Source organism: Asanoa iriomotensis, assembly GCF_016862515.1.
GTDB classification, from domain to species: domain Bacteria; phylum Actinomycetota; class Actinomycetes; order Mycobacteriales; family Micromonosporaceae; genus Asanoa; species Asanoa iriomotensis.
In genome coordinates this window covers 1-25567 of the sequence record NZ_BONC01000033.1, presented here as the reverse complement: position 1 = coordinate 25567, position 25567 = coordinate 1, and the positions used below count along the sequence as shown (strand labels likewise).

Genomic DNA, 25567 nt, shown 5'->3' with positions numbered 1-25567 from the left:
AGATCATGCACGTCGTCATCGGGGCCGGAGTCGTCGGCAGCACCGTGGCCAGCAAGCTCGCCGACAATGGTGAGCGGGTCAGGATGATCACCCGCAGCGGCAGCGGCCCGATCCACCCCGCCATCGAGCGGGTCGCCGCTGACGCCGCCGACGCCGCCGCACTGACCCGGCTGAGCAGCGGGGCGGTCGCGATCTACAACTGCGTCAACCCGCCCTACCACACCTGGCCGACCGACTGGCCGCCGATGGCCGCCGCGATGCTGGCCGCGGCCGAGTCCAGCGGTGCTCCGCTGGCGATCACCGGTTGCCTCTACGGCTACGGCCCGGTCGACCGCCCGATGACCGAGGACATGCCGATGGCCGCGCCGACGGTCAAGGGCAAGGTCCGGGCCAAGATGTGGGCGGACGCCGTCGCCGCCTACCGGTCGGGCCGGATCAGCGGGGTCACCGAGGTCCGCGGCTCCGACTACCTGAGCCCGCGCTACTCGGTGATCGACATGGCCATGCCCGGCCTGCGCGCCAACCGGACGATCTGGCTGCCCGGCAAGCTCGACAACCCGCACACGTTCACCTACACCGGCGACATGGCCACCGCGCTGATCACGCTCGCCCGTGACCCACGCGCCTGGGGCCGCGGCTGGCACGTCCCGTCACCGGCGCCGATGACCCTGCGCCAGGTCGTCGCCAAGCTCGCCGAGATCAGCGGCTACCCGCTGCCCCGGCTGCGCGCCTACCCGAAGGCGGCGGTCCGAGCCGCTGGGCTCTTCGACCGCCGCACCCGGGAGTTCGTCGAGATGAGCTATCAGTGGGAGCGCCCGTTCGTGCTCGACGCCACGCTGACCGCGGCGACGTTCGGGCTCTCGGCGACCGACGTGGACGAGGCGATCCGCGCCTCGATTCCTGCGGCCGCGCCGGTCGCGGCCTGACCGGCCGGGGCGGTCCGGCGGCGATGATAGGCGTACGCCGCGAGCAGCAGCGTGACGCTCCACAATGGCCAGAAGGCCATCGGCAGGACGGCGAGGTCGCCGGACGCGACGTCGCGCAGCAGGTCGGCGTCGGAGAGGAAGCTGGCGCTCGCCGCACCCACGGCGACCGCGACCGCGGCGGCCGGCACGGTCGCCAGCCGCACCGGCACCCGGCGGCCGGCCAGGCCGACCATCCAGCGCGGGAAGCGCTCGCCCCACGGCCGCAGCAAGCCGATCGTCAGCACGGTGCCGACCAGCGCGAACCCGCCCAGGCCGGTGGCCGCCAGGGCGATGTCCGGTTCGTCGAGGGTGGCCGGCTCGACACCCAGCGGGATGCCGGCCGCCCAGGCCAGCCGGGTCACCCCGTAGAAGGCGGGTACGGCCGCCGCGACGTAGGTCACCCACGGTCCCCAGCGGACCGGGCCACCGGCCGCGGCGGCCGGCGAGGTGCGCCGGTGCCAGGTCAGCAGGGCCCGGCCGAGCAACAGGCCACCGGCGATCGCGCACAGTTCGTTGGCGGTGGTCCAGTTGAAGATGACGCCGTAGTCGATGTCGTCCGGCCAACCGAACGGCGCGCCGATCAGCAGCATCGGCGTGTAGCCGGCGATGGCCAGGATGTGCGCGCCCGGCACCAGGAACACCAGCGCGGCGACCACCGTCCAGCCGATGCCGAGCACGCCGGCGCGCGCCGCGCGCGGTGGCCGGGCAGCTTGCCGGCCGGCGACGGCCAGCGCGAGGACACCCGCGCCGAGCAGCACCACGGCGAACACCGCGGCACCGACGTCGACCGGAACCGCCCGCAGCGGGTGGGTCCGGTCGTCGGGATTGTTGACACCGAACGGATAACCGTCGCCGGTCACCGCCCAGACCAGCGCCACGAGGCCGTAGGCCAGGCCCCAGGCGGCGGCCAGATATCCGGCCAGGTTGCGTGAGTTCGTCATGCCATCACGCTCCCGCCGGAGCGGCTCCCGAACCTCCCCGCGCGGGGTGGACCGCCTCCCCCGTGCAGGGGAGCTCAGCCGGTCGGTGTCACGAAGCCCGACTCGTACGCGGTGATCACCGCCTGGACGCGGTCACGGGCGCCGAGCTTGGCCAGCACGTTGCCCACGTGGGTCTTGACCGTCTCGGCGCCGACCACCAGCCGCGCGGCGATCTCCGCATTGGACAGTCCGGCCGCCATCAGTCGCAGCACCTCGGCCTCGCGCGTGGTGAGCCGGGCTGTCCGCCGGTCGGCGGTGCCGCCGCGGGCCGCGACCAGCCGGCGGATCGCGGCCGGGAACAGCAGCGAGTCGCCGCGGGCGACCAACCGGATGGCGTCGACCACCTCAGCCGGCCGCGCGCGCTTGAGCAGGAAGCCGCTGGCGCCGGCGCGCAGGGCGTCGTACACGTGGTCGTCGTTCTCGAACGTGGTCACGACGATCACCCGGGGCGGCGCGACCGCGGTCGCCAGCAGGTGCCGGGTGGCCTGGATCCCGTCCACGTCGCGCATCCGGACGTCCATCAGCACCACGTCGGGGCGATGCCGGGCGACCAGCGGCGGCACCTCGGCGCCGTCGCCCGCCTCGGCCACCACCTCGAGGTCGGCCTCGGCGTCGACGATCGCCCGCAGGCCGACGCGGACCAGCGCGTCGTCGTCGACGATCAGCACGCGTACCGTCATGACCCTCCCGTCGGCAGCCGCACCGTGACCGTGAAACGCCCGTCCTCGCGCCCGGCCGCCATCCGCCCGCCGAGCACGTCGACCCGCTCGCGCATGCCGGCCAGACCCCGCCCGGACGGGTCGGCGGGCTGCTCGCGGGTGACCGGGTTGGCCACCTCGATCCGCAGCGACCGATCCACGACCGCGATCCGCACCGTAACCGGCACCGGGCCCGCGTGCCGCACCGCGTTGGTCAACGCCTCCTGGACGATGCGGTAGCCCTCCCGGGACAGCGCCGCCGGAACGCTCGCGAGTGGCCCGTCCCGGGTCAGCGAGACCCGCAGCCCGGCGCCGGTCACGTCGGCGACGACGCGGTCGATGTCGGCCAGCGTCCGCTGCGGCGCCGGGCGTTCGGCCCGCTCGGCGTCCCGGAGCAGGCCGAGCACGTGGTCGAGGTCCTCCATCGCGGCGCGACCGGTCTCCTCGATCGCGACCAGCGCCCGCCGCACGAACTCCGGATCGCCGAGCGCGCGCTGTGCGGCCGCCGCCTGCAGCGTGGTCACGGTGAGCGCGTGGCCGACCGAGTCGTGCAGCTCGCGGGCGAGCCGGCTGCGCTCGACGAGCTGACCGGCCCGCGCCTCCAGTGCGGCGATCCGCTCGGCGGGCGACGGCCCGAGCAACGTCGGCGCGAGCTGGGCGGCGAGCGCGCCGAACCCGGCGACCGCGTAGCCGAGCAGCACCAGCAGGGCGACCCCACCGGCGGTCAGCGCGGCCGGGTTCCAGTCGGCGAAGGGCAGGCCGGCCCGGCGGATGCTGTCGCTCGCGAACAGTTGCAGCACGAAGACCAGTGCCATCGGCAGCGCGGTGAACAGGGCGAACCCGACCAGGCCGCCGAAGACGACGTGCAGGGCGTACCAGAGGGCGCCGCGCAGCGTCGTCTCCCGGTCGGCGGGGCCAGCCGGGTCGGGCAGGTCGACGCCGAGCAGCCCGCGGGCGGCGACGATCTCGACGGCCCGGGTGCCGCCGAGGAACGCGGGCGTCACGCCGATCGCGGCGCCGATCACGACGAGCACCCAGATGGCCGGCTTCGGCAGGTCGTCGGTGGTCAGCATGCTGACGAAAACGACGGTGAGCAGCGCGTAGGGCAGCGCGATCACGCCGCCGAGCAGCAGATACACGCCACGGCGGTAGGTGGAGCCCCGGAACAGCGGCCCCACGACTCTGCTCTGCACCCACATACGCACCACCCCGCTAACAGGGTGGTGCGTATGTGGCTGCAGAGCAAAGTCAGCTGAGCAACGACTGCGCCTGGTTGATCGGGATCGCGAAGCCGATGCCGATGCTGCCGCCGCCCTGGTCGGTCGAGGCGTTGGCGACGTTGATCGCGATCACCCGGCCCGCGGCGTCGACCAGCGGGCCGCCGGAGTTGCCGGCGTTGATCGGCGCGTCGGTCTGGATCAGGCCGGACAGGCCCAGGTCCTGCGCCTGCCGGTCCAGCGCCGAGACGATGCCGGACGTGACCGTGCCGGACAGGCCGAGCGGGCTGCCGAAGGCGAGCACGGTGTCGCCGACCTGGACGTTGGAGCTGTCGCCCAGCGTCGCCGGGGTCAGGCCGCTGGGGTCGACCTGCAGCAGCGCCAGGTCGTGGCTCGGGTCCGTGCGCAGGATCTGCGCCGGCAGCGAGCGCCCGTCGGAAAGCTGCACCGTCGCGCCGCCGCGAGCCTGGTCGACCACGTGGTTGTTGGTGATGATCCGACCCTGGTCGTCGACGATCACGCCGGAACCCTCGACGGTGCCCTGCGGCACCTGCACCGTGATCGTGACGACGCTCGGCGAGGTGCGGGCGGCCACCGAGGCCATCGTCGCCGACTCGGTGGAGACGTTCGTCGCGTTCGCCGTGCCGGAACTGGTGGCCGCCGCGGACTGGTCGGTGTGCGCACCGATCACGCCTCCGGCGACGCCGCCGCCGAGGGCGAGCACGAGCACGCCGGCCGCGACCGCCGCGTACCGTCCGCCGCGGCGGGGGCGCGGCGGTGGACCGGCGGGCGCGGCGCCGTAGGGGTCGTGGCTCCAGGGCGGGACCGGCCCGCTCGGGGCGGCCGCTGCCGGCTGGTGCGGCCAGGTCTGGTGGGGGTCTGTGCGGCTCAGCGAATCGGTCATGTCTTCACCGTGCCCCCGATATCTAGCCTCTACCTGGGGCTGAACTGCGACTTTCCTGGACGCGAGAGCTTGTGAATTAGGTGAGCCTAACTTAAGTTGACTCGTACCCCACGTGAGGAGGGCAACATGCGGCCGACGGCGGCAGAGGTGGCGCGCACGCTGGCGAACGGCCGGCTGGAGGGCACCGCGCACATCCGCGGCTACCCCGGCCGGGTGAAGGTGCGCCACGCGACGCCCGCCGACGGACACCCGCTGCTGCTCGTCGCTCTCGGCACCGACCTCGCGACCGCACTCACCTCGGGGGCGGCGGCGCGCAGCGGGCCCATGGTCCTGAGTGTCGACGACGTGCCGCCGACCCCGTCCTCTCCCAGCCGCGGCCGGCTCTGGCTGACCGGCGAACCGGAACCCCTCGACGGCCCGGAGGCGCGCGCCGCCGCTGACGCGTACGCCCAGGTCAGCCCGCTCGGCGACCTGCTCGACGTCGGCCGCTTCCAGATGCTGTTCCGGATCGAGACCAGCGAGGTGCGGCTGGCGAACGGCCGGGCGCTCGTCGAGCTCGACCCGGCCGAGTTCCGCGCCGCCGCGCCCGACCCGCTCGCCGCCGAGGAGGGCCGGCTGCTGCACGACCTCAACGACCACCACCTCGGCCAGCTCGCCGGTCTGGTCGAGCGGGTCAGCGGGCGGGCCGCGCCGACGGACTGCCGGGCCCTGCGGATGGACCGCTACGGGCTGGTCGTCGGCTCGGCGACCGGCGGCGGCCAGCGGCTGCGGCTGGGCTTCGAACGCCCGGTCGGCTCGGTCTGCGAGCTCAACCACCTGATGCACGCGCTGCTCGCCGCCAACGGGGTCGCCGCACACTGATCCCGCGCCGTGTTGGTCACCGGCCGGGGTGATCGCGGACAATGTGCTGATGGCAGCGACCAAGGCGTGGCGGCGCAACCTCGCCGGCAGCCTCGCGGTGGTCGCCGGCGTGCTCGCCCTCTCGCTCGGGGTGCCCGCGATCGACGGCGCGCTTTCCAACACCACGGTGTCGACCACCGCCCCGCTGGAGTTCGCCAGCAACGCCAGCGTGGTGCCGCCGCCCGACGCCTCCGTCGTCGCCGACCAGACCTCACCCAGCCAGGGGGTGGTGACGCTGGCCGTCGACGGCGTGCGCTACCGGCTGACCGCCGAGAGCTTCCCCGGCACGCTCCAGCAACTGGCCGACCGGATCCGCGCCGAGGTGCAGAACGTCGCCGGCATCCAGGCCATCTCGCCGGACCAGGCGGTCACCTCCAACAGCGGCATACCCGGGCTGCAGGCCACCTACGTCGGCGAGAACCGCACCGGCCGGTACACGGTCTACCTGCAATCCGGCACGGGCGTGACCGCGGTGGTCGACGGCAACGACGCGGGCGTCACCGCACACCGCGCCGCACTGGAGACCAGCGTCCGCACGGTCACGATCGACCAGACCGCATGAGCATCGAGCAGCCGGCGACGCCGGTCCCGGGCAGGCGGCGCGTGTTCCCGTCGTGGTCTGCCGCGGCACGGTGGCCGGCGGTCTGGTTCTTCATCGCGCTGAGCATCGCCGGCATCGTGATCCTCATCAACGCGTTCGGCCCCGCGATCGCCGACGCGCCGGGCGCGTTCGTGCTCGCCGTCGTGCTGTTCACCATCCACGGCGCGGTGTTCGTGACGATCATCCGCGCGGTCGACTGGCTCGAGCCCGAACCGCGCTGGTTGTTCGCCGCCGCGCTGATCTGGGGCGGCTTCGTGGCCAGCGCCAACGCGCTGCGGGCCAACACCGCCCTCGAGTCGATCCTGGTCAAGGTGACCTCGCTCAGCTTCGTCCGGGACTGGGCGGCGGCGATCGAGGGTCCGACCGACGAGGAGATCCTCAAGACGCTCGGCATCGTGATGATCGTGCTGCTGGCCCGCAAACAGATCAACAGCGTCCTCGACGGCGTCGTGTACGGCGCATTCGTCGGCCTGGGTTTCCAGGAGATCGAGAACATCACCTACAGCCTCAACGCCGTGGCCGCCGCCGGCACCGACAGCCTGGGCCCGGTCGTGCAGACGTTCGTGGTGCGTGGCCTGCTCGCCGGACTGTGGAGCCACACGGTCTACAGCGCGATCGCGGGCGCGGGTGTCGCGTACGCCGTGCTGCACCGGGAACGATCCTGGTTCAACCGGATCGGCGTCGCGCTCGGCGCCCTCGCCCTGGCCTGGCTGATGCACTTCCTCTGGAACTCGCCGGCCGCCGCCTCGCTGACCGACAGCGCGGGCACCTACGGCATCCTGCTGGTCCTGCTGATCAAGGGCCTGCTGATCCTCGGCACGTTCCTGATCCTGTTGCACTTCTTCCGCAAGGACGAGTACGAGGGCCTGGCCGGCCCGCTGGAGAGCCTGCACAACCCGTGGATCGCCACCCACAACGAGATCGCCGCGTTGCGCGGCTGGCGCAGTCGGGGCCGGGCCCGCTGGAACGCCTACGTCTACGGCGGGATGCGCGCCTACGGCCGGGTCCGGGCGCTCCAGCGCGCGCAGGCCGACCTCGCGGTGGACATGCGGGACAACGGCGAGGCCGGGTACGCCGCCCGCCTGCCACAGCTGCAACGCGCCCGGTACGGCGTCGCCCAGGTCGGCATCGGCGACGCCGACGCACTGCACCCGACCACGATCGCCGGCTGGATCTCGTTCGTCCTGGCCTTCGCGGTGCTGATCAACCCGATCTTCCTGATCCTCCCGCTCGGCTTCCTGGTGTGGGGCGTGGCCCGGGCCCGATCCACCCGCCAGCGGGCCGACCCGCGCCTGCGTACCGCCGCCGTCCTGGCCTTGATCTTCGCCCTCGCCTACCTGGTGAGCGCCGTCGCGCGGTACACAACCTTCGGCTGACCGGTCGTAGGCTTCTGGTCGTGGCCATCGAAGACCTGCTCAGGGAGCTCGCGCCGCAGGTGCTGGGTGCGCTGGTGCGCCGCTACGGGCACTTCGACGCGGCCGAGGACGCCGTGCAGGAGGGGCTGCTGGCGGCCGCCACCCAGTGGCCCGCCGAGGGCGTGCCGGACGACCCGCGGGCCTGGCTGATCCGGGTCTCGTCGCGCCGCCTGATCGACGCGCTGCGCAGCGAGGAGTCCCGCCGGCTCCGCGAGGAGAGCGACTTCCTGCGCGACCCCGCCGCGACCCGGGTGGCGCAGCCCGCCGACGCCGACACCCAGGCCGGCGACGACTCACTGGTCCTGCTGTTCCTCTGTTGCCACCCGGCCATCGCGGTGCCGGCCCAGGTGGCGCTCACCCTGCGTGCGGTCGGCGGCCTGACCACCGCGGAGATCGCCAGCGCGTTCTTCGTGCCCGAGCCGACCATGGGCCAGCGGATCAGTCGGGCCAAAGCCAAGATCAAGTCGTCCGGCATCGGGTTCGAGCTGCCGCCGCCGGAGTCCAGGGGCGCCCGCCTGGACGCCGTGCTCCAGGTGCTCTATCTGATCTTCAACGAGGGCTACACCAGTTCCTCGGGGCCGGAGCTGGCCCGGGTCGAGCTGTCCGCGGAGGCCATCCGGCTCGCCCGGATGCTGCACCGGCTGCTGCCCGACGACGGCGAGGCGGCGGGCCTGCTCGCACTGATGCTGCTGACCGACGCCCGCCGCCCGGCGCGCACCGGCCCCGGCGGTGAGCTGGTGCCGCTCGACGAGCAGGACCGGTCGCGCTGGGACCGGAAAGCGATCGCGGAGGGCGTCGCGCTGGTCTCCAGCGCGCTGGCCCGCACGCGGCCGGGCGCCTATCAGCTGCAGGCGGCGATCGCGGCCGTCCACGACGAGGCGCCGACCGCCGCCGACACCGACTGGCGGCAGGTGCTGGCGCTCTACGACCTGCTCGAGCGCGTGGCCGACAGCCCCATGGTGCGGCTCAACAAGGCGGTCGCCGTGGCGATGGTGTCCGGGCCGCGGGCCGGGCTCGACCTGATCGCGACGCTCGACGGCGACGAGCGGATGGCCCGGCACCACCGGCTCGCGGCTGTCCGGGCGCACCTGCTGGAGCTCGCCGGCGACGCCGGAGGCGCGGCCGCCGCCTACCGGCTGGCCGCCGAGCGCACGCTCAGCGAGCCGGAACAGCGCTACCTGCGCACGCGGGCGGACCGGCTGGCGGCAAGCACGCCATGATCCTGCACGTCGACATGGACCAGTTCGTGGCGGCTGTGGAGATCCTGCGCCGCCCCGAGCTGCGCGGCCAACCGGTGGTGGTCGGCGGAGCGGGCGACCCGACGGCGCGCCGGCAGGTGGTCTCGACCGCCTCGTACGAGGCCCGGGAGCACGGTGTCCACTCCGGAATGCCGCTGCGCCGGGCGGCCCAGCTCTGCCCGTCGGCGGTGTTCCTGCCGACCGACCCGGCCGCCTACAGCGAAGCGTCGGAGCGGGTGATGGCGGTGCTGCGCGGTTTCCCCGTCGACGTCGAGGTCTGGGGCTGGGACGAGGCGTTCGTCGGCGGCGACATCGCCGACCCGCAGGCGCTGGCGGCCGAGCTGAAGGCGGCGGTGTTCGCCGAGACCGGGCTGACCTGCGCGATCGGCATCGGCGAGAACAAGCTCCAGGCCAAGATGGCGGCCCGGTTCGCGAAGCCGGGCGGCGTGCACACGCTCACCACCGCCGAGTGGCTGCCGGTGATGGGTCCGCGGCCCGCGGCGGACCTCTGGGGCATCGGCCCGAAGACCGCCCGCAAGCTCGACGAGCTCGGCCTGCACACGATCGCGCAGCTCGCCGCCACGCCGCCGGAGGATCTGGTCGAGCGGTTCGGTCCGCGGCAGGCGGCGTGGCTGCCCGTGGCCGCGTCCGGCGGCGGTGACACCCACATCAGCACCGAGCCGTGGGTGGCCCGCTCGCGCAGCCGCGAGAACACGTACGCCGAGGATCTGTCCGATCTCGACGAGATTTCCCGCGAGGTCGCGGCGATGGCCCGCGCGCTGACCGCGGACGTGGTGGACGACGGGCGGGAGATCACGCACGTCGCGGTCAAGGTCCGCTACACCAGCTTCTTCACGCCGACCCGGGAGATGAAACTGCGCGCCGGCCCGACGACCGACCCCGAGGTGGTCGAGCTGGCGGCGCTGCACCTGCTGACGAAGTTCGAGTGGAAGCGGCCGGTGCGGCTGCTGGGTGTGCGGGTCAATCTCGCAATGCCGGACTGACCACGTCGGCCAACCGGTCGACCTGGTCGACGGTGGGCACGGTGGGGTTCAGGTAGAGCTCGGTCACGCCGGCCGCGGCGAACGCCTTGACCGCTTCGCGGATCGTTTCCGGTGTACGCAGGGCGTTGGCCGCGATCGTGTCGGCGTACTCGCCGAGCAGCGCGTAGAAGTCCTGCAGGTGGGCCAGCGACTGGAGCTCGGCGCCCGGGCCGAGGGCGTAGTGGGCGAGCACGGCGATCCGCGGCTTCCCTTCGCGGCCGGCTTCCCGCCAGGCCGCACGTACCCGCGCGACGTAGTCGATCGCCTGCTCCGGCGAGGCACCGCCGAGCGCGCCGCCCGCTCCGCGCGCGACCAACCGGCGCAGAGCGGGCTCACCCGCGCCGGCGATCAGCACGGGCACCGCGCGGCCGGCGGCGGGCGAGTGCTCGGGGTTGCCGGACCAGATCCGGTGGACCTCGTCGAGCAACGCGTCGAATTCCTGCCCCTGCCCCGCCCCGGCGCCTGGCGCGAGGCCCAGCGTGAGCCGGGCCCGCGAGATCTGGTCGACGGTGGCCGCGACCTTGGCCAGCAGCGCCGGCGGGTAGGTCGGGCCCAGGATGTCGGTGAACAGCTCGATGCGGCTGGTCACCGCCGCGGCGGCGGCCAGCGCGGTGAGCGAGTCGTGATTGGGGTAGGCCATCCGGTCGATCGTGGCGAGCCCGGCGAAGCCGTGGTGTTCGGCCCGCCGGGCCCAGTCGACGAGGACGCTGCCCGGGACGCCCGGGATCGCGTTGGGTAGGCCGATGCCGATCCTCACCGGCACCAGCCTACGCCGAATTGTCCGTTATGCGATGTGATAGGTCGGGCGGATGACCGCCCGCGCCAGGTCGTGGAACGTCAGGTTGAAGCTGACCACGGCCGGCGAGACGTCCGGCGTCACGTCGAGCTTCTCGACGTCGACCGCGTGCACCGTGAACAGGTAACGGTGCGGGAAGGGCTCGCCCGCCGGCGGGGCGGCACCGCCGTATTCCTTGGTGCCGTAGTCGTTGCGCACCGCGAACGCGCCGGCCGGCGGCTGCGCCCCCTGCGCGAGCGAGGTCGCCGAGACCGGGATGTTGACCAGCACCCAGTGCCAGAAGCCGCTGTGCGTCGGCGCGTCCGGGTCGTAGCAGGTGATCGCGAAGCTCTTGGTGCCCTCCGGGAAGCCCGACCAGGACAGCTGCGGCGACCGGCCGGCGCCGCCGACGCTCGGGTCGGCGAACGTGTCGGCCATCTGCACCCCGTCGGCGACGTCGTCGCTGGTCAGCGTGAACGACGGCTTCGGCGGCAGAAGGTCGTAGGGATCCGGCGGAACGGGTCGTTCGAGACTCATACGATCATCCTTCCTCAGCGTTTCGGCCAGCACCAGGAACCGGCGTCCACGTCACTCGCCCAGCAGGCGGGCCACCGAACGCAGGGAGATGGGCAGCCAACTCGGGCGGAAGCGGGCCTCGTACGCGGCCTCGTAGATCGCCTTGTCGAGCTCGAACGCGCCGAGCAGCGCGGGCCGGGAGCGTGGGTCCTCGCCCGCCGCGCTCGCGTAGCCGTCGCAGAACGCCCGCCGGTTGAGGTCGGCCCACTCGCGGGCGCGGTAGACCACCTGGGCGTCGTCGGGCTGGTCGACGATCAGGTGGTGCGGCGCGTACTCGAACGAACGCAGCATCCCGGCGACGTCGCGCAGCGGCGAGTCGGGCCGGCGGCGTTCCTCGACCGGCTGCCCGGGCTCGCCCTCGAAGTCGATCAGCAACCAGGTCTTGGGCGTCCGCAGCACCTGGCCGAGGTGGAGGTCGCCGTGCACCCGGTGGACGGTCATCCGCTCGCCGCCGACGGCACGGAAGGCGGCCGTGGCCGCTTCGACGTGCGGCTCCAGCGCGGGCACGAAGGCCGCCGCCCGCGCCAGCCGGGCCAGCATCCGGTCGACCGGGAAGTCGACCGTCTCGCTGCCCAGCTCCTGGGCCAGCGTGCGGTGCACGACCGCGACCGCCTCGCCCAGCCGGAAGGACTCGCCGGAGAAGTCGCCGCCCACCTCGTCGGCCGCCAGGTCCGCCTCGGCGAACAGGTCGCGCACGCTGGTCGTCGCCATGGCCCAGCCTTCGGCGGAGTTCTCCGCGTACGCGGTGAGCATGGCCAGCGAGACCGGCTCGCCCCGCTCGTCGGTGCTCTCGACGGCGCCCAGCAACTGGGCGACGTTGGGACAGCCGGCGCGGGCCAGCACCCGGTTGAGCTCGACGTCGGGGTTGATCCCGGCGACCACCCGGCGGAAGACCTTGAGGATCGCGGCCCGGTCGAAGACCACACTGGTGTTGCTCTGCTCGGTGTCGGCCACCCGGGCGGGCGCCTCCAGCGGCAGCTTTGCCTCCGGTTCGCGGCGGAACAGCAGGCGGCCGACGACCGCGTCCTGGTCGATGCACTCGAGCAGGGTGCGGGCGGCCCATTCGGCGTAGAGCGCGTCGTAGCCGGAGCGGTCGGCCTCGTGGTCGACGCCGATGTTGGCGACGCCCGAGTATTCCGGCCGCGGCTCGCCGTCCCAGGCGACGTAGAGCTGGTAGCGCTCGGTGCCGCCGTCCTCGTAGGTGACGTCGAGCAGGACGTGGTCGAGCGACTCGCGGAGGGCAGTGACCGCGACGGGCGTGACACTGTGGAGGGTCCGGCCGCGTCCGGCGTACCACCGCTGCTGCGGCAGCCAGTCGGCGTACGGCAAAGTCATGAGTCCTCCATGTTCCGTTCGGCCGCCCGGGACGGGTCGTCCTCTTCGGACGGTGGGGTGAGCTGGAACCAGTAGAAACCATGCCCGGGCAGGGTGAGCAAGTAGGGCAGCTGGCCGATCCGGGGGAACAGGACGCGACCGGTCAGCTCGATCGGCGAGTAGCCCGACCATGCCTGCAGGTTCAGCTCGATGGGTTGGGGAAAGCGGGAAAGGTTGTTGACGCAGAGCACGACGTCGTCTTCATGGTGGCGCAGGTATGCCAGTACGGCTGGGTTCGAACCACCTAGCTCCTGAAACGTGCCGACCGCGAACGAGTCGTGCCGGCGGCGCACCGACAACATCAACCGCGTCCAGTTGAGCAACGACGTCGAGCTGTCGCGCTGCGCCTCGACGTTCACAGACTGGTAACCGTAGATCGGGTCCTGGTTGACCGGCAAGTAGATCCGGCCAGGGGTCGATGTGGAGAAACCGGCGTTGCGGTCGGGGGTCCACTGCATAGGCGTGCGAACGCCGTCGCGGTCGCCTAGCCAGATGTTGTCACCCATGCCGATCTCGTCGCCATAGTAGAGCACCGGCGATCCGGGGAGTGACAGAAGTAAGGCGGTGAACAGCTCCTGCTGGTTGCGGTCGTTCTCCAGCAACGGCGCGAGCCGCCGGCGGATGCCGATGTTGGCCTTCATCCGCGGGTCCTTGGCGTACTCGGTGTACATGTAGTCGCGTTCCTCGTCGGTGACCATCTCGAGCGTGAGCTCGTCGTGGTTGCGCAGGAAGATCCCCCACTGGCAGTTGGCCGGAATGGCCGGCGTGTTGGCCAGGATCTCGGAGATGGGGAAGCGCGACTCGCGCCGGACCGCCATGAAGATGCGCGGCATCAATGGGAAATGGAAAGCCATGTGGCACTCGTCGCCGCCGGACTCGCTCTCGCCGAAGTAGGCGACCACGTCGGCGGGCCACTGGTTGGCCTCGGCCAGCAGCACCCGGCCGGGGAACTCGTCGTCGATGACCTTGCGGCAGTGCCGCAGGAACGCGTGTGTCTCCGGGAGGTTCTCGCAGTTGGTGCCCTCGGACTCGAACAGGTACGGCACGGCGTCGAGCCGGAAGCCGTCGATGCCGAGGTCGAGCCAGAACCGCAGCACGTCGAGCATCGCGTTCTGGACGGCGGGGTTGGCGTAGTTGAGGTCCGGCTGGTGCGAGAAGAACCGGTGCCAGTAGAACTGCCGGCGGACCGGGTCGAAGGTCCAGTTGGACTCCTCGGTGTCCACGAAGATGATCCGGGCGTCGGAGTACTCGGTGTCCGTGTCGCTCCAGACGTAGAAGTCGCCGTAGGGCCCGTCCGGGTCCCGCCGCGACTCCTGGAACCAGGGGTGCTGATCGGAGGTGTGGTTCATGACCAGGTCGGTGATCACCCGGATGCCCCGCTTGTGCGCGGCGTCGAGCAGGGCCACGAAGTCGTCGACGGTGCCGAACTCGGGCAGCACCTTGTAGAAGTCCCGGATGTCGTAGCCGCCGTCGCGCAGGGGCGAGTCGTAGAAGGGCGGCAGCCACAGACAGTCCACCCCCAGCCACGCCAGGTAGTCGAGCTTGTCGATCAGCCCGCGCAGGTCGCCGGAGCCGTCACTGTCGGAGTCGGCGAACGCTCGCACCAGGACCTCGTAGAAGACCGCACGCTGGAACCAGGTCTGGTCGACCGGCACGTTTCGGGCGTGGTGGAAGTCGTCAGAGTTGGGGTGCTCGACAATGCCGCGCTCGACGTGACTGCCCTCGGCCGGGTCCGGTGGCTGCACCGACACTGTTCCAGCCGTCACGTCCGTCATGCCTCCACGCTAATGCCGAATCCGATTCGCCACAGGGTGAAGACGGGCGTGTTCAGCTGCGCTAGCGAAGATCACCTGGTACGACGGCCGGTCGGCCCCGCACCAACGACTTGCGCTCCCGCAACAGCTTGCGGGTGGCGTAACGGTGGTTGCGGTCACGGGCCGAACGGGCGGCCTCGCCGAGCGTGATCGCCGCCCAGAAGGCGGTGGCGGCGGCGGGCCCGTGCCGCATGCCGTGCAGGCGGACCCGGTTGGCGACCATGATGCCCCACAGAGCCGGCACGTTGCGGGCGTCGCCACCGTTGTGCACCGCCTCGGCATCGGGCACGAAGGCCAGCCGGAAGCCGTGGTCGGCGGCGCGGAGGGCGAACTCCGTCTCCTCGCTGTAGAGGAAGAAGCTCTCGTCCCAGGGGCCGGTCGCGGTCAGGCAGGCACGGCTGAACATGGTCACCGCGCCCGTGGCCCAGTCGGCCCGGGTGTGCCGGTCGTAGCCGGCCGGGTCGGCGATCAGCTCGCCCCGGCCGAGCCGGCTGGCCCGGCGGCCGCCCAGCACCGCCTCGGCGACCGCGCGGCCGAGCGTGGGCCGCCGGCGCAGCGAGGTCTTGTAGGCGCCGTCGCGCCCGATCAGGCGGGGCACCGCGATGCCGACGCCCGGCTCGGTCAGCGCGGCCAGCAACTCCGCGGCACAGCCCGGGCGCAGGCGCGTGGTCGGGCTGAGGATCAGCACGGCGTCGGCCTCCGGGTCGACCGACGCGACCACGTTGGCGGCGGCGGCGAAGCCGCGGTTGCTGTCGAGCTGCACCAGGGTCGCGTCGGGCGCCAGGTCCTTGGCGACGATCAGGGTGTCGTCGAACGAGCCGCTGTCGACCACCACCAGCCGCCAGTCGTCCACGCCGGCCAGGCCCGCGGGCAGCGCGGCGAGCAGTGGCGGCAGGTTGGCCGCACTGCGGTAGGTGAGAACCCCCACCGTCAGACGCATCCGGGCTCCCTCGCTCGATATGCCGACTGCTGAGGCTAGCGGAGGCAGGCCAGCTTGCGTATCACTTGACAGATCCCGATCTTGCGCCCTCGACCCCGGGCATGATCAACGGATCGCGCACCCGTCGACTACTCCCCGTCGGCCCGGCAACCATCACGGTCAATGCAGGTAGTCGGATTGTCACAGGCTGAACATGGCACGTTTACCCGATGGGATATTCGAGTAACTCTCGTCACAGTCATTCATCGGGGAACCGACCTTGGGGAGGAGACGGTGACCACCGTCGCGCTCAAAGACGTGACCAAGATCTTTCCGGACGGAACGGTCGCGGTCGACAACGTCAGTCTCGACGTCAACGACGGCGAGTTCATGGTCCTGCTCGGCCCGTCGGGCTGCGGCAAGTCCACCGTGCTGCGCATGGTCGCCGGCCTAGAGGACCCGTCGGCGGGTGCGATCCTCCTCGACGGCGAGCTGGCCAACGACCTGCCACCGCGCGAGCGCCGCATCGCGATGGTGTTCCAGGACTTCGCGCTCTATCCACACATGTCCGTCGGCGAGAACATCGGCTTCCCGCTGCGGCTGTCCAAGGTCGAGCCGACCTCGCGCGGCGAGCGGGTCGCCGACGTCGCCAGCGCCCTCGGCATCGGCGACGTGCTCGGCCGCAAGCCCAACCAGCTATCCGGCGGCCAGCGCCAGCGGGTGGCGATGGGCCGCGCGATCGTCCGCCGGCCGGGCCTGTTCCTGATGGACGAGCCGCTGTCCAACCTCGACAGTGGCCTGCGGGCCGAGCTGCGCGCCGAGATCTCCGGGTTGGTCCGCGAGCTCGGCGTCAGCACCATCTACGTGACGCACGACCAGGCCGAGGCGCTGACCATGGCCGACCGGGTGGCCATCATGCGCCGCGGCGTGCTGCAGGACGTCGGCACACCCACCCAGGTCTACGGCCGCCCCGCGACCCTCTACGTCGCCGCCTTCCTGGGCAGCCCGCGGATGAACCTGCTGGAGGCGTCGGTCTACGTCCACCTGGACCGCTACGTCACCCTCAACCTCGGCGACCAGGCGCTCTACCTGCCCTGGGACGACATCCGGGCGCGGGCCGTCGCTCACTACCACGGCGAGCGCATCGTGATCGGCCTGCGCGCCGAGGCGCTGACCCCGGTCGGGCCCAACACCCCCGGTGACGTGTTGCAGGGCCGCATCCGCTACCTGGAGCACCACGGCCACGAGTCGCTGGCCTTCCTCGACATCGGCGCGACCGCGGTCGTCGTCGACGAGATGGGCCAGGCACCGGCCGAGCCGGCCGCCGAGGGCGGCGCGCTGCGCAGGTTCGGGCACGCGATGCAGCGCCTGACGGCCCGCTCCGGCGGCCCCGTGGCGACCGAGGAGCGCACCTCGCGCTCCCGCACGAGCGTGCTGAGCGACGAGGGCCGGCACCACCGGCGGCCGGCGGAGCTGGCGGTGCGGCTCGCGCCGTACCCGAACGTGCAACCCGGCACCGCGTTGTCCGTCTCTGTGCGCATGGACGCCCTGCACTTTTTCGACGATCGCGGTGACCGCATCGATGTGGGGTGGCGCTGACCAGACCGGTGGTCTAGCGTCTGTCGCCACGTGAGTCCAGAGAGGATCCGACCGTGCCGGCAAACAGCCCCGGGTTGCTGATCATCGAACGCATCCTGCGCGACCGCGACAGCATCTGGCAGCAGATCGTCGACGAACGCGACCTCAACCGCCTCACCGTCCAGATGCTGGCCAGCTCGGCGGTCGCGCTGGCCGGCTACGGCGCGGTGCTCGGCTTCTTCAACGGCCCCCTGATGGCACTCACGTCAGCGGTCAAGCTGCCGTTGCTGTTCCTGGTCACCCTGGCCATCTGCCTGCCCACGCTCTACCTGTTCAACCTGGTGTTCGGCGCCCGCCTCTCGATCAAGCAGGCGGTCTCGCTGGTGATGGTGGCCATCACCGTGACCGCGATGCTCGCGGTGGCGTTCGCGCCGATCAGCCTGTTCTTTCTGATCACCGCGCCGGACTACGGCTTCTTCAAGCTGCTCAACGTGTCGATCCTGGCCCTGTCGGCGATCGTCGGCCTGCGCTTCCTGACCGGCGGCATGCAGGTGCTGCACGCACACGGTTTGCTGAGCCCGGCCCGCGAGCCGGAGCCGGCCCTGGTCGCGGCGGCGCCCGCGACCACCGAGGCCGTGCCCGCCGCGGCCGAGAAGGTGCCCGCCACGGTCGGCGCCGCCGTCACCAACGGCGAGGTCACCGCCAGCACAGCCAACGGCGGCGGAGCCGCGCCCACGCCTGCCCTGCCCGTGCTGGTCGCCCGAAGTGGATCGCAGCAGCGGGTCTGGGACCCGGAGTCGCAGCGCTACAAGCTGGTCCGCTCCTCGGGCGGCGTAGCCGCCGAACGCCCGGCGAGCATGACGCTGCTCTACATCTGGATCCTGTTGTTCGGCTTCGTCGGCACCCAACTGGCCTGGACCCTGCGCCCGTTCTTCGGCAACCCGGACTCGCCGTTCGCCCTGTTCCGCGAAATCGAAGGCAACTTCTACGCGGAGATCCTCCGGACCATCGCGAACCTCTAGCCGGCCACCATCCTCGATGAACGCCCCGGGCGCCGGCTCATGAGCTTGCTGGCATGGTGAGCTCGTCGAGCTGGCGCAGGTCGTCGGCGTCGAGCACGATGCCGGCGGCGTCGAGGTTTTCGTCCAGGTGGGCGAGGGACGCGGTGCCCGGCGTGGGGAGGATGACCGACGCGCGATGCAGCAGCCAGGCCAGGGCGATCTGGCTGGCGGTGGCGCCGTGGCGGTGGGCGACCTCGACGATCGCACGCAGGACTCCGCCTTCGCCGCCGGTTGCGAGGAGGCCCTTGCCGAGCGGGAACCACGGCAGGAACGCGATGTTCCGCGCCTCGCACATGGCGAGCACTCGCTCCGAGTCGCGGTCGATGAGGTTGTACCGGTTCTGCACCGACGCGATCTCGGCCTCAGCGAGGCAACGCCCGAGCTCCTCGGCGGTCACCGTGTCGACTCCGATATGACGGATCTTGCCGGCCTGCTGGAGCTCGGCGAGAGCGCCGAGTTGCTCGGTCAACGGCACGTCGGGGTCGATGCGGTGGAGCTGGTACAGGTCGATCGTGTCAAGCCGGAGCCGGCGGAGGCTCGCCTCGCACTGCGCCCGCAGCTGTTCCGGGCGTCCCGCGTGATGCCACACATCGGGCCCTGTCCGCACCACCCCGCACTTGGTGGCGATGACCAGCCCGGTCGGGTACGGGTGCAGCGCGTCGGCGATCAGCTCCTCTACGACATCCGGCCCGTAGTTGTCGGCGGTGTCGACGAGCATGACCCCACGCTCGACGGCCCGGCGCAGGATGGTGGTGCTGCGCGCGGTGTCGAGTCGGGCACGCCAGTAGCCGGGGCCGGCGAGCTGGCCGGAGCCGAAGCCGAGGCGGCGCACCGGAAGGTCACCGCCGAGGTGGAACGTTTCGTTGGACATCTCGTGCTGCTCCTCGCGAGGGTGTCAGTAGCTGTGCGCGGCAGTGACTTCGGCGGAAACGGACAGCGCGTGGTCGGCCGCCCCGCCGCGCAGCAAGCGCAGGGCCAGGGTGAGTGCGTCGATCGCGGTGAAGTGGGCGAGCCGGCTCGCCACGGCCTCGAGGCCGAAGACGAGGTCCTGCCCGCCGGCGACGAGGGCGCAGGCGCTCACCTCGGTCAGCGGTGAGCGGGCGTAGCTGGTGACGGCGACGACCGTCGCGCCCCGGTCGCGGGCGCGGCGGGCGGTGTCGACGGTGGAACGGGTGGCGCCGCTGTGGCTGATGGCAAGGCATACCGCGTGCTCGGGCAGTAGGTCGGCGGCGAGTTGGGCGGTGAGCGGGTCGGGTGGCAGGTCGACCGGCAGACCCAGCGCCCGCAGCCGGTACGCCGCGTCGACGGCAGTGGCGCCCGACAGGCCGGTGCCGGCGACCAGGATCCGAGACGCGGCATCGATGCGCTCCGCGGCGGTTCGCAGCTCGCCGACGGCCAGGGTCGCGGGCACCCCGGTCAGTGCCTCTACCGCGGTGTGGATGGTCTGGGCGAGTGCGTGACCGATCACATCTTCGCTGGCGTCCGGTGGTGGCTCGACGCCGCCGGAACGGCGCCGGGCGGCATCGATCTTGACCTCCTGGTAGCCATGGAAGCCGAGCCGCTGACACGCGCGTACCACGGTCGACTGCGCGGTGCCGGCAAGCACCGCGACGTCATTGACGCTGAGGTGTACGAGCCGGGCACCCTGATCGAGCAGCACGTGGGCGACCCGCGCCTCGGCGTCGCGTAACTCCGGCAACCGGGCCCTGATCCGCGCCGCGAGCTGATCCGCGGAATTCTGTTCCACGAAACGATCATAACAGGGAACCCGTTCCACGGGAGGCGTCCGCGGCCTCACTCCAGGAAGGTCACCGTCTCGCTCGCGCGATCGGGCCGTATTTGGCCGCGGCAGCGTTGGCGGTCTGACAACGGCCGGCGTCGCGGCCGCACGCGCGGACGTCGCACATGCGGCACAGCCAGGCGCCGCCCTCCTTCTCCTGGACGATGCCGGCCATCACCCGGCCGAGCAGACCGTCCAGAGTGGATCGTTCGGCCGGCGACAGCGCGGCCAACGCGGTGTGCAGCGTCGCCGCGCGGGCCGCGGAAAGCCGCTCGGCGACCCCCCGGCCCGTCGGGGTGAGCGACACCGAGCGGGAACGCCCGTCACCGCCCGGGCCGCGGGTCACCAGACCAGCGTCGGCGAGGCGGTCGACCAGCCGCACCGCCCCGGACGGGGTCAGCCCGAGCACCCGCCGGAGCTGGTCGATCGTCGGCCGGTCGAGAAAGTGCAGCAAGGCCGACAGCGCAGCCGCGGCCGACGGGTTGGGCTCGCCGGCCGCCGCCATTGCCCCGGCCGCGCGGTCCGCCACCGCGAGGGCGAACGCGCCGAGCAGGTTGGCCTGATGGTCGAGGTTTTCGTCGGTCACGCCAGCTCGTACCGGATGGTCAATGGCATGTGCGGGTAGTCCGCGTGCGTCGAGACGCTCTCCGCCGACCCGCTGATGCCGGCCAGCTCACCCGTGCCCGAGCCGGCGACGATGGTTGTGGCGACCCGGGCGGTCGTGGCGTCGTAGGTGCCCGCGCCCTGCAGCACGAAGCTGCCCGTGCGCCCGCTCAGCGTGCCGGTGATCTCCATGATGGACACGTAGTCGCTCGTGCCGTCGGCGCGGTAGTAGAGCAGCGACTCGAACGACCCGGCGGTCAGGCCGTCGCCCGTGCCGGCGAGCGTGACCTCTGCCCTGGAGAACTTCCGGCCGTCGTCGAACTCGCGGTAGGGCTTCTCGTCCCATGAGGTGATCTCGAGCTTGGTTTCCATGATCTCGGTCATGCCCTCAACGTATGTGTGACTCAATCACATGTCAACCGGAACGGCTCCTTAGGGGTCGCCCGGAACCAGCCCCCAAACAGGCCGCCCGGCATGGACGCGGGCCAAATAGGGAGGCAGCCTACATGTAGAAGACAAACTCACTGGAGGTACGGACAGAATGCGTCGCAGAAGCCTGCTGACCGGCCTGCTCGGCGGAACGTTCCTGGTGGCCGGCGGCGCGGCGTGCGCCACGGTCGACACCGTCGGGCAGGTCGACTTCGCCCGGCCCCTGCTCATTCCGCCCCTGGCGGACTCCGGCATCGACGCCGCCGGCCGCCGCGTCTTCAACCTGCACGCCCAGCGGGGCAGCCGCGACTTCGGCATCGAGGGCACCACCCGCACGATGGGCTTCAACGGCGACTACCTGGGCCCGACCCTGCGCGCCCGGCGCGGCGAGCGGGTCCGCGTCAACGTCGTCAACAACCTCAGGCAGGAGACCAGCGTCCACTGGCACGGCATGCACCTGCCCGCGAACTGCGACGGCGGCCCCCACCAGCCGGTGCGCCCGGGCGCGACCTGGTCGCCCGCCTGGACGATCGACCAACCGGCCGCCACGCTCTGGTACCACCCGCACCCGCACGGCCACACCCGCGAACACGTCAACCAGGGGCTGGCCGGTCTGTTCATCCTGGACGACGACGAATCGGCCCAGCGCGTTCTCCCGCACGACTACGGCGTCGACGACATCCCGCTGATCGTGCAGGACAAGGCACTGCACAAGGGCGAGATCCGCGACCACGACACGGGCGACCTGCTGCTCGTCAACGGCACCTACGGCCCGTACCTCGACGTGCGCACCGATCGGGTCCGGCTGCGGCTGCTCAACGCCTCCGTGTCCCGCACGTTCGCCTTCGGCCTGGCCGACGAACGGCCGGTCCAACTCGTCGCCACCGACGGCGGCCTGCTGCCCGAGCCGGTCACCGTCACCCGGATCCGCCTCTCTCCCGGCGAGCGGGCCGAGCTGGTCGTGCCGTTCCAGGCCGGCGAGCGGGTCGTCCTGCGCAGCTTCCCGCCGGCCACCAGCGGGTCCTTCGACGGCGGGAAGGACCGGTTCGACGTGCTCGAGCTGCGGGCGGCGGCCCGGCTGCGGCACGTCGGCACCGTGCCGAAGGTCCTCGCCGACGTCCCCCGGCTCGACCCCGCCACCGCCGCGGTCAACCGCGACTTCCGGCTCAACGGCACCAACATCAACGGCGACAAGATGGATCTCGACCGGATCGACACCGTGGTCGAGAAGGGCACCACCGAGATCTGGACGGTCCGCAACACCGACGGGCAGCGCCACAACTTCCACGTGCACGATGTCCAGTTCCAGGTGCTCTCGGTCGACGGCGGCGAGCCGCCCGCGGAGCTCGGCGGCTGGAAGGACACCGTCTTCCTGCCGCCGAAGAGTGAGCTGCGGATCATCCTCAGGTTCGCGGACTACGCCGACCCGGACATGCCGTACATGTACCACTGCCACCTGCTGATGCACGAGGACAACGGCATGATGGGGCAGTTCGTGGTGGTCGAACCGGGGCAATCCGCAGGCCGCGTCGGCGGAACGGGCGGCCACCAGCACGGCTGACGAACAGGGTGATCCACGTAACATCCCCTCAGGTGGGTTCGACTAGATTTGACCCGTGCTGGGGCTACCCGATCACGTGACCGCCTGCCTGTTCGACATGGACGGGGTGCTCACGCAAACCGCGACCGTTCACAACGCGGCGTGGACCGAGACCTTCGACGAATTTCTCCGCCGGCGCAGCGAGCAGACCGGCGAGCCGTTCACGGCTTTCGACCCGCGTTCCGACTACCCGAAATACGTCGACGGCCGCACCCGGGCCGACGGCGTGCGGACGTTTCTCGCGTCCCGCGGGATCACCCTCCCCGAGGGTGATCCCGACGACCCACCCGAGGCCGAGACCGTCAACGGCATCGGCAACCGCAAGAACGCGGTGCTGGTCCGCCGGATCCGCGAGGACGGCGTCGCCGTCTACGACGGTTCGGTCGCCTATCTGCACGCCGCGCGGCAGGCCGGCCTCAAGACGGCGGTCGTGTCGGCCAGCGCCAACACGCCCGACATCCTGCGGATCACCGGGCTCGGCGAGCTGCTGCAGGCTCGGGTCGACGGCAACGTCGCGCGGGCCGAGAAGCTGCCCGGCAAGCCGAAGCCGGACACCTTCCTGCGCGGTGCCGAGCTGCTCGGCGTCGCGCCCGCGCAGGCGGCCGTCTTCGAGGACGCACTCGCCGGGGTCGAGGCCGGCCGGGCCGGCAACTTCGGCCTGGTGATCGGCGTTGACCGGGTCGGTGGCACCCATGGCGCCGACCTCAAGGCACACGGCGCCGACGTCGTCGTGCGCGACCTTTCCGAGCTGCTGGAGGGCACGGCATGATCCGCGAGCGGGCCTATCCGGTCGAGGCCTGGCACGTCCGCGAGACGAGGCTCGATCTCGACGTGCTGGCGCAGGCCGAGTCGGTCTTCGCGCTCGGCAACGGGCACATCGGGATGCGCGGCAACCTCGACGAGGGCGAGCCGCACGGGCTTCCCGGCACCTATCTCAACTCGTTCTACGAGCTGCGACCGCTGCCGTACGCCGAGGCCGGCTACGGGTTCCCGGAGTCGGGCCAGACCGTGGTCAACGTGACCAACGGCAAGCTGATCCGGCTGCTGGTCGACGACGAGCCGTTCGACGTGCGGTACGGCGAGCTCGACGCCCACTCCCGCGTGCTCGACCTGCGGGCCGGCACGCTGGACCGGGTCGTGCAGTGGCGCTCGCCGGCCGGCCGCGCGGTCAAGGTGCGCAGCACCCGGCTGGTCTCGTTCACCCAGCGGTCCATCGCCGCGATCCGGTACGAGGTCGAAGCGGTCGACGAGCCGCTGCGGCTGATCGTCCAGTCGGAGCTGGTCGCCAACGAGGAGCTGCCCGGCGTGAGCCGCGACCCCCGGGTCGCCGCCGTGCTGGAGCGGCCGCTGCAGATCGAGGAGCGGGTCGTCGACCAGACCCGCGGCCTGCTGATCCACCGCACCAAGCGGAGCGGCCTGCGGGTCGGCGCGGCGATGCAGCACGAGATCGAGGGCCCGGCCAAGACCAACATCAACACCGAGTCGCACGACGACTGGGCCCGCACGACGATCGCCTGCGTCCTCAAGCCCGGCGAGAAGCTGGTCGTGGTCAAGCTGCTCGCCTACGGCTGGTCCAGCCGGCGTTCGCTGCCCGCGATCCGCGACCAGGTCAGCGCCGCGCTGGCCGCCGCGGAGTTCTCGGGCTGGGACGGCTTGGTGCGCGAGCAGCGGGAATACCTCGACACGTTCTGGGACGCCGCCGACGTGCAGGTCGAGGGCGACTCCGAGGTGCAGCAGGCGGTCCGGTTCGGCCTGTTCCACGTGCTGCAGGCCGGCGCCCGGGCCGAGCTGCGGCCGATCGCCGCCAAGGGGCTGACCGGTCCCGGCTACGACGGCCACGTCTTCTGGGACACCGAGATGTTCGCGCTGCCCGTGCTGACGTACACCCAGCCGGTGGCGGTTGCCCATGCCCTGCGCTGGCGGCACGCGACCCTGGAGATGGCCCGCGACCGGGCCAAACAGCTCGGCCTGCGGGGCGCCGCGTTCCCGTGGCGCACGATCCGCGGCCAGGAGTGCTCCGGCTACTGGCCGGCCGGCACGGCCGGGTTCCACGTCAACGCCGGCATCGCCGACGCGGTCCGCCGCTATGTGCAGGCCACCGGGGACGTCGACTTCGAGCGCGAGATCGGCCTGGAGCTGCTCGTCGAGACGGCGCGGCTCTGGCACTCGCTCGGCCACCACGACCGGCACGGCAAGTTCCACATCGACGGGGTCACCGGCCCCGACGAATACACCGCGGTCAAGAACGACAACATCTACACCAACCTGATGGCGCAGCGGAACATGCTGCAGGCCGCGGCCTGCGTCAACCGGCACAGCGAGCGGGCCTGGCGGTTGGGCGTCGACGACGAGGAGACCGCGGCCTGGCGGGACGCGGCCGCCAACATGCACATCCCGTACGACGAAGAGCTGGGCGTGCACCCGCAGGTCGAGGGCTTCACCCGCTACCAGGAGTGGGACTTCGACAACACCCCGCCGGAGAACTACCCGCTGCTGCTCAACTACCCGTACTTCGACCTGTACCGGCGGCAGGTGGTTAAGCAGTCCGACCTGGTGCTGGCCATGCACTGGTGCGGCGACGCGTTCACCGACGAGCAGAAGCTGCGCAACTTCGACTACTACGAGCGGCGCACGGTGCGCGACTCGTCATTGTCGGCGTGCACGCAGTCGGTCGTGGCGGCCGAGGTGGGCTACCTCGAGCTGGCGCACGACTACCTCGGCGAAGCGGCGTTGATGGACCTGCACGACATCCACAACAACACCAGGGAGGGGCTGCACATCGCGGCGCTGGCCGGTGCGTGGCTCGGGCTGGTGGCCGGCTTCGGCGGCATGCGGGACCACGAGGAACAGCTGACCTTCGCGCCGCGGCTGCCGGCCCGGATCAGCCGGCTGGAGTTCGCGCTCATGTGGCGGGGCATGCGGCTGCGGGTCGACGTGCGCCAGCACGAGGCGACCTACTCGCTGCGCAACGGCGAGGCGGACGCGAGCGTGGAGCTCAACCACCACGGTGAGCAGATCACGGTGACCGCCGACAAGGAGGTCCGGGTGAAGATCCCGCCGCTCGAGCCACACCGGCGGCAGCCGCGCCAGCCGGCGG

General features: G+C 71.7%; 23 protein-coding genes. 11 read left to right on the top strand and 12 right to left on the bottom strand.

Annotated features, from left to right (window positions below; translation table 11 throughout):
- The first annotated feature begins 5 nt into the window (after positions 1-5).
- Complete coding sequence (locus Air01nite_RS22680; protein ID WP_203704965.1) at positions 6-926, top strand: NAD-dependent epimerase/dehydratase family protein; 921 nt, start codon at positions 6-8, stop codon at positions 924-926.
- Between the two features lie 1054 nt (positions 927-1980).
- On the opposite strand, the gene Air01nite_RS22675 is transcribed toward Air01nite_RS22680, so the two are convergent.
- From Air01nite_RS22675 to Air01nite_RS22665, 3 genes are read right to left on the bottom strand one after another with little or no spacing between them, the layout of a single operon-like run.
- The gene (locus Air01nite_RS22675) at positions 1981-2625 is read right to left on the bottom strand and encodes a response regulator (protein ID WP_203704964.1); all 645 of its coding nucleotides are present in this window, start codon (positions 2623-2625) and stop codon (positions 1981-1983) included.
- A complete protein-coding gene (locus tag Air01nite_RS22670) occupies positions 2622-3836 on the bottom strand; it encodes a sensor histidine kinase (protein ID WP_373310444.1) in 1215 nt (404 codons plus the stop codon). Before Air01nite_RS22670 ends, Air01nite_RS22675 begins: the two co-directional genes overlap by 4 nt.
- Before the next feature lie 55 nt (positions 3837-3891).
- On the bottom strand, positions 3892-4764 hold the full coding sequence (locus Air01nite_RS22665; RefSeq protein WP_203704961.1) for a S1C family serine protease: 873 nt from the start codon (positions 4762-4764) through the stop codon (positions 3892-3894).
- A 126-nt stretch (positions 4765-4890) separates the two neighbouring features.
- Here Air01nite_RS22665 and Air01nite_RS22660 point away from each other — a divergent pair, with 126 nt between their 5' ends.
- Genes Air01nite_RS22660 through Air01nite_RS22640 form a run of 5 tightly spaced genes read left to right on the top strand, consistent with a single transcriptional unit; the run spans position 4891 to position 9922 of the window.
- On the top strand, positions 4891-5625 hold the full coding sequence (locus Air01nite_RS22660) for a DUF2470 domain-containing protein (protein WP_203704960.1): 735 nt from the start codon (positions 4891-4893) through the stop codon (positions 5623-5625).
- Positions 5626-5674: 49 nt separating this feature from the next.
- Positions 5675-6226 (top strand): hypothetical protein, encoded by a 552-nt coding sequence (locus tag Air01nite_RS22655; protein WP_203704959.1) that lies wholly within the window; start codon positions 5675-5677, stop codon positions 6224-6226.
- Positions 6223-7641, top strand: coding sequence for a PrsW family intramembrane metalloprotease (locus Air01nite_RS22650; RefSeq protein ID WP_203704958.1), 1419 nt, complete (start codon positions 6223-6225; stop codon positions 7639-7641). The genes Air01nite_RS22655 and Air01nite_RS22650 overlap by 4 nt, the downstream gene beginning before the upstream one ends.
- 14 nt (positions 7642-7655) lie before the next feature.
- Positions 7656-8900 carry an RNA polymerase sigma factor gene (locus tag Air01nite_RS41620; RefSeq protein ID WP_275408302.1) on the top strand — a complete coding sequence of 415 codons (1245 nt, stop codon included), beginning with the start codon at positions 7656-7658 and terminating at the stop codon, positions 8898-8900.
- Entirely contained in the window at positions 8897-9922 is a 1026-nt protein-coding gene (locus Air01nite_RS22640; protein WP_203704956.1) for a DNA polymerase IV, read from the top strand. The genes Air01nite_RS41620 and Air01nite_RS22640 overlap by 4 nt, the downstream gene beginning before the upstream one ends.
- On the opposite strand, the gene Air01nite_RS22635 is transcribed toward Air01nite_RS22640, so the two are convergent.
- The 5 genes from Air01nite_RS22635 to Air01nite_RS22615 form a co-directional block, all read right to left on the bottom strand.
- Positions 9900-10718 (bottom strand): LLM class flavin-dependent oxidoreductase, encoded by an 819-nt coding sequence (locus tag Air01nite_RS22635; RefSeq protein ID WP_203704953.1) that lies wholly within the window; start codon positions 10716-10718, stop codon positions 9900-9902. The genes Air01nite_RS22640 and Air01nite_RS22635 overlap by 23 nt on opposite strands.
- 27 nt (positions 10719-10745) lie before the next feature.
- Entirely contained in the window at positions 10746-11273 is a 528-nt protein-coding gene (locus Air01nite_RS22630; RefSeq protein ID WP_203704951.1) for a YbhB/YbcL family Raf kinase inhibitor-like protein, read from the bottom strand.
- Positions 11274-11324: 51 nt separating this feature from the next.
- The gene (locus Air01nite_RS22625) at positions 11325-12647 is read right to left on the bottom strand and encodes a maltokinase N-terminal cap-like domain-containing protein (protein ID WP_203704949.1); all 1323 of its coding nucleotides are present in this window, start codon (positions 12645-12647) and stop codon (positions 11325-11327) included.
- Entirely contained in the window at positions 12644-14461 is a 1818-nt protein-coding gene (gene treS / locus Air01nite_RS22620) for a maltose alpha-D-glucosyltransferase (RefSeq protein WP_203704947.1), read from the bottom strand. Before treS ends, Air01nite_RS22625 begins: the two co-directional genes overlap by 4 nt.
- 61 nt (positions 14462-14522) lie before the next feature.
- Positions 14523-15440: a glycosyltransferase family 2 protein gene (locus Air01nite_RS22615; protein WP_203704945.1), complete on the bottom strand. Its 918-nt coding sequence runs from the start codon at positions 15438-15440 to the stop codon at positions 14523-14525.
- 273 nt (positions 15441-15713) lie between these two features.
- On the opposite strand from Air01nite_RS22615, the gene Air01nite_RS22610 reads away from it, so the two are divergent.
- Both Air01nite_RS22610 and Air01nite_RS22605 read left to right on the top strand, forming a co-directional pair.
- Entirely contained in the window at positions 15714-17018 is a 1305-nt protein-coding gene (locus tag Air01nite_RS22610; protein WP_203704943.1) for an ABC transporter ATP-binding protein, read from the top strand.
- Positions 17019-17071: 53 nt separating this feature from the next.
- Positions 17072-18019, top strand: coding sequence for a hypothetical protein (locus Air01nite_RS22605; RefSeq protein ID WP_203704941.1), 948 nt, complete (start codon positions 17072-17074; stop codon positions 18017-18019).
- A gap of 37 nt (positions 18020-18056) precedes the next feature.
- Here Air01nite_RS22605 and Air01nite_RS22600 read toward each other — a convergent pair whose 3' ends face one another.
- The 4 genes from Air01nite_RS22600 to Air01nite_RS22585 all read right to left on the bottom strand — a co-directional run bounded on the left by Air01nite_RS22600 (position 18057) and on the right by Air01nite_RS22585 (position 20825).
- Complete coding sequence (locus tag Air01nite_RS22600; RefSeq protein WP_203704938.1) at positions 18057-18929, bottom strand: aldo/keto reductase; 873 nt, start codon at positions 18927-18929, stop codon at positions 18057-18059.
- Positions 18930-18953: 24 nt separating this feature from the next.
- Positions 18954-19805: a MurR/RpiR family transcriptional regulator gene (locus tag Air01nite_RS22595; RefSeq protein ID WP_203704936.1), complete on the bottom strand. Its 852-nt coding sequence runs from the start codon at positions 19803-19805 to the stop codon at positions 18954-18956.
- 61 nt (positions 19806-19866) lie between these two features.
- On the bottom strand, positions 19867-20424 hold the full coding sequence (locus Air01nite_RS22590; protein WP_203704933.1) for a MarR family winged helix-turn-helix transcriptional regulator: 558 nt from the start codon (positions 20422-20424) through the stop codon (positions 19867-19869).
- A complete protein-coding gene (locus Air01nite_RS22585) occupies positions 20421-20825 on the bottom strand; it encodes a DUF3224 domain-containing protein (RefSeq protein ID WP_203704931.1) in 405 nt (134 codons plus the stop codon). Before Air01nite_RS22585 ends, Air01nite_RS22590 begins: the two co-directional genes overlap by 4 nt.
- Before the next feature lie 157 nt (positions 20826-20982).
- Here Air01nite_RS22585 and Air01nite_RS22580 point away from each other — a divergent pair, with 157 nt between their 5' ends.
- The 3 genes from Air01nite_RS22580 to Air01nite_RS22570 all read left to right on the top strand — a co-directional run.
- Positions 20983-22431 carry a multicopper oxidase family protein gene (locus Air01nite_RS22580; RefSeq protein WP_203704929.1) on the top strand — a complete coding sequence of 483 codons (1449 nt, stop codon included), beginning with the start codon at positions 20983-20985 and terminating at the stop codon, positions 22429-22431.
- Between the two features lie 55 nt (positions 22432-22486).
- Complete coding sequence (locus tag Air01nite_RS22575) at positions 22487-23239, top strand: HAD family hydrolase (RefSeq protein WP_203704926.1); 753 nt, start codon at positions 22487-22489, stop codon at positions 23237-23239.
- On the top strand, positions 23236-25567 hold a 2332-nt coding region (locus Air01nite_RS22570), incomplete at its 3' end, for a glycoside hydrolase family 65 protein (RefSeq protein ID WP_203704925.1). The genes Air01nite_RS22575 and Air01nite_RS22570, both read left to right, overlap by 4 nt.